Source organism: Hydrogenophaga sp. (assembly GCF_041633695.1).
In the GTDB taxonomy this organism is placed as follows: Bacteria; Pseudomonadota; Gammaproteobacteria; order Burkholderiales; family Burkholderiaceae_C; genus Hydrogenophaga.
Genome location: NZ_JBFJMY010000397.1, coordinates 1 through 3,837, shown reverse-complemented (window position 1 = coordinate 3,837; position 3,837 = coordinate 1). Strand labels below are relative to the sequence as shown.

The window sequence follows — 3,837 nt, the reverse complement described above, 5'->3', positions numbered from 1 at the left end:
GGACTCGGCGATCGCGGCAAGGCGCTGGACCGCATCCAGAACGTGCTGCAGCGCCTGGTCGACGCCGAGACCGGCCAGCGCGGTTACCTGATCACCGGACGCCCGGACTACCTCGACCCCTACGAAGAAGCGGGCAGAGACATCCACTCCAGCCTCAAATGGCTCACCACCTACTACGGCAAAGACCCGATCAGCCAGCAACGGGTGCTGGAGATGCGCAAGATCGCCGAAGAAAAATTGTCGGAGCTGAACACCACACTGGAGCTGCGCCAGCAAGGGCGGGATGAGGCCTGGATGGGTTTGATGCTGACCGACATCGGGCGGGAAAAAATGGAGGCCTTGCGCGAGCAGTCCACCGCCCTGATGAACATCGAAGGCGAACGCGTCGCGCGGGACCGCACCGCCGTGTACAGCACGCTCAACACCAACCGCCTGGGCATGTACGCCCTGGTGGCGCTCAGTCTGCTGGCGCTGGGCCTGTTCGTGCGCCAGATGCTGCGCCTGGATACGGCCCGCCGCGAGCATGCGCTGGCCTTGCAAACCGAGCGCGATCACCTGGAAAGCGAAGTGGTCCGGCGAACCGGTGAACTCACCGAACTGACGCGCCACCTGCAAACCGCGCGCGAAGACGAGCGCCAGCACATCGCGCGCAACCTGCACGACGAACTCGGCGCCCTGCTGACCACCGCCAAACTCGACGCCGCACGGCTCAAACTCAGCTTGGGCGATATGCCGCCCGACAGTCTGGCCCGCCTGCAACACCTGAACGACACGATCAACGAAGGTATCCGGCTGAAGCGCCGCATCATCGAGGATTTACGTCCTTCCGCCCTCAGCAACCTGGGGCTGGTGCAGGCCCTGGAGATCCAGGCACGCGAGTTCGGTGAGTTGTCCGAGATCTCCATGCAAACCGACCTGGAGGATCTGCCGCTCAGCGACAGCGCCCAGATCGCGGTCTACCGCATGGTGCAGGAGTCGCTCACCAACATCGCGAAGTACGCGCAGGCAAAGCGGGTGGAGATCGGCCTGCGGCGCGAGGGCACACGCGCGCACATCCACGTGCGAGACAACGGGCGCGGCTTTGACGCCCAAGCACCGCGTGCCCAACGCCACGGCCTGATCGGCATGCGCTACCGCGCCGAGTCGGAACACGGCACCATGCGCGTGACCAGCACGCCCGGACGCGGCACCTGTATCGACGTGTGGCTGCCATTGGCGGCCAAGACCGAGAAGAGCGAACCGGCCGAAAAAACCGACCCGGCGCCGACCAACAACGCCTGACGGTGACCTCGCCCACTCGCTCCAGGACCAAAAACGGCGATGGCCCAGTCGCAAGCGACTGGGCCAAAGGGGTGGTCACCGAGCGTGGGTTGGATATCAGCTGACGATGTCCAGCTGGTTGTCCACGCCGATCACACCTTCCACCTTGGAGACCAGCTCGGTCGCACGGGCACGGGCCATCTCGTTCGGCGCCTTGCCGCGCAGGGCGACCCGGCCAGCCGTGGTGTTCACGTCGATGTCCAGGGCACGCAAATCCGGGTCGCCGGCCAAGGCGGCGGTCACGCTGGCGGTGATCACGGCGTCGGACACGCCGACCGCCACGCTGTCGGTGGCCTTGTCGACCGCTTCGCCCGCTTGGCTCAAGGCCTCATCGGCCCGCTCCACTGTGGCGTCGGCCTTCTGCTCCACGGTCTGTACGGTGCTGTCCACCTTTTCGCCCAGCGTGGTCGAGGAGTCCTCGGTCTTGCCGCAAGCGGACAACATCAGCCCGGCCGCGGCCACCGTGATCAACAACGGGGTACGCAATGTATGAAGTGACTTGTTCATCTGAATTTCCTTTCAATGATGATGAAACGATGACGCTCTGGACATCGGGTTGACAGACAAACGCCTTCGCAGGCGCGCCGGGGCGTCAACCAAGCCCTTGCTCAGGTGGCATCTGCCGCTGGTGGCATGCAGCGCCAGATGCCGGATCGATTTCACGGTGCACGCTCCCGCTCGGTGGTGGCCGCACCGCCTGGCTGGTCCGCCGCTTCGCCGACGCCACGACCGGCCTGAACCGGGGGTGTTTGGATCGCCGACAACCAGCTGCGCCACGGCAAATGCACCGCATTCGCCACCGCCCAATTGATGGCCAGCGACTGGGCCAGGCTCGCCTGGCGGCGCACCGCCACCCAGCGCCACGGGCGCACCGCGACCAACACGGCACCCAAAGACGCAGCCCCCAACACACAGGCCAGTGGATGGGCCCGCACCAGGTCGCGGCCTGGCGTCGGCTGTTCGGTCCCGGAGCGGTCCGCAGCCGTCCCGTTTCCCTTCGCCAACACAAAGGCCAGCACCTCTTGCAGCCACGCCGCCTGACCACCTTGGCTGCCCTGGGCCGTCAAAGCACGCGCCACCCAGCTCCAGACCGGCCCGATCCCGTCACCGCGGCCTGAAGCCCCTCGGTCTGCACCATCGCCAACACCGGTTGGCACCATGGCGCCGTGCAAACGCTGCCGGGACGCGGCCAAGCGTGCCAGCGCCGTGTGCCTGGCGGAGCCCGGTTCGGGGCTCGCCCCAGAAACCGAGACGGTGGGCGTTCGCGAAGTCATAGGCCGCCCGACGCCCGCAGCAAAGCCAGATCGAGTTGCACCTGATCGCGCAAGCCACTGGCTGGCCACAACGGTGCCCGGTGCTTCAGCGCCCAAGCGCCCACCAGCGTGAGGCACAGCGCTGCGGCGGGCACCACGGCCAGCAACCAGGGCGCGGGCATGCCGGGCAGCGGCAGTGCCGCCAACAGCAACACCGAAGTGCCGGCAAAAAACAGCGTCATGGCGGCGCACAGCAACGTCAAAGCCATCCACCAGGCACGGGTGCGCAAACCAGCCGATACCTCCTGCGCCTGCGCCACCAGCAACTCACCGTAGCCGGCCAGGTGCTCGGCCAACATATCGGGTTGGGACGCCAAAATTTTGAAAAGCGGATGGATCACGTTGCGGTCTCCGGTAGGTGTGCTCAGTTGCTGCGGCCCGACAGTGCGCGCACCAGCAAGGCCACCAGCGCACCGGTGCCGGCCGCGATCAGCACCGCCTTCACAGGCTCGTGCTGGATGTAGTTCACGGTGCGTTCACCGGCGCGGTCCACTTGCGTGCGCACGTCCTGCCCCAGCTCGCGGGCAGCGGCCAGGCCATGGCGCGTCAGCGACTCGACCCGGGCCACGCCCTCGTGCAACTGGTGCGGCAAGGTGTGCGACGCCTGCTTCACGCCGTCTTCGAGCGCGTCCAGGCTCTTGTTCAGCGATTTGCGCGTTTCACCCATCGCCTTTTCGGCGGCATGTGCTGCGTTCTGGGTGGTTTCAGCGACCGCGTCGGCGGCTTTGGAAGGGGTGTGGGTACTGGACATGGAAACTCCTGATGGAAATAAAGGTGGGATGGCGTGTCGGCGGCCTCAGCCCTTGCGCAGCAAGCTGGCAACAAAGCCGACGATGGCCAGGAACACGAAGATGAAGAAAAGAACCTTGGCAATGCCTGCCGCACCCACCGCGATTCCGGTGAAGCCAAAAACAGCGGCGATCAGCGCGATCACAAAAAATACAACGGCGTAATGCAACATGGGGGGCTCCTGATTTCTTGCGGCTGGCCCGTACCAGCCGATGTGCATCGGGTCGCAAGCGGTGTGCTGCGATGGATCCAGTTTCCTTCGGAGCGTCGGCTCTGGTTAGCGGTCGATGTCCCGTCTCTTTGTGGGTCCAAACAACCTGACCGGGTAGGAAAGTTCCTACGGATGACGCGGGATCAAACGCCCATGAAAAAGCCCCGCCATGCGGGGCCTTTTTCATGGGCACAACCGGAGTGG

Annotated in this window: 6 protein-coding genes; 1 reads left to right on the top strand and 5 read right to left on the bottom strand. The window is 65.4% G+C overall.

The window, feature by feature from the left end:
• The coding region (locus ABYB95_RS18860; protein WP_372660349.1) for a CHASE3 domain-containing protein at positions 1-1,281 on the top strand (1,281 nt) is incomplete at its 5' end.
• Between the two features lie 96 nt (positions 1,282-1,377).
• Here the strand turns inward: ABYB95_RS18860 and ABYB95_RS18855 are convergent.
• The 5 genes from ABYB95_RS18855 to ABYB95_RS18835 form a co-directional block, all read right to left on the bottom strand.
• The gene (locus tag ABYB95_RS18855; RefSeq protein WP_372660345.1) at positions 1,378-1,827 is read right to left on the bottom strand and encodes a BON domain-containing protein; all 450 of its coding nucleotides are present in this window, start codon (positions 1,825-1,827) and stop codon (positions 1,378-1,380) included.
• 152 nt (positions 1,828-1,979) lie between these two features.
• Complete coding sequence (locus tag ABYB95_RS18850) at positions 1,980-2,399, bottom strand: hypothetical protein (protein ID WP_372660342.1); 420 nt, start codon at positions 2,397-2,399, stop codon at positions 1,980-1,982.
• A 191-nt stretch (positions 2,400-2,590) separates the two neighbouring features.
• Positions 2,591-2,974, bottom strand: coding sequence for a hypothetical protein (locus ABYB95_RS18845; RefSeq protein WP_372660339.1), 384 nt, complete (start codon positions 2,972-2,974; stop codon positions 2,591-2,593).
• Between the two features lie 23 nt (positions 2,975-2,997).
• Positions 2,998-3,384, bottom strand: a complete 387-nt coding sequence (locus tag ABYB95_RS18840) for a hypothetical protein (protein WP_372660336.1) — start codon at positions 3,382-3,384, stop codon at positions 2,998-3,000.
• 45 nt (positions 3,385-3,429) lie between these two features.
• Positions 3,430-3,594: a DUF1328 domain-containing protein gene (locus ABYB95_RS18835; protein ID WP_372660333.1), complete on the bottom strand. Its 165-nt coding sequence runs from the start codon at positions 3,592-3,594 to the stop codon at positions 3,430-3,432.
• Positions 3,595-3,837: the final 243 nt, after the last annotated feature.

Bases quoted from the DNA above. Each gene is read 5' to 3' on its own strand.
- ABYB95_RS18855 (WP_372660345.1), bottom strand. From the start codon at position 1,827: ATGAACAAGTCACTTCATACATTGCGTACCCCGTTGTTGATCACGGTG.
- ABYB95_RS18840 (WP_372660336.1), bottom strand. From the start codon at position 3,384: ATGTCCAGTACCCACACCCCTTCCAAAGCCGCCGACGCGGTCGCTGAA.
- ABYB95_RS18835 (WP_372660333.1), bottom strand. From the start codon at position 3,594: ATGTTGCATTACGCCGTTGTATTTTTTGTGATCGCGCTGATCGCCGCT.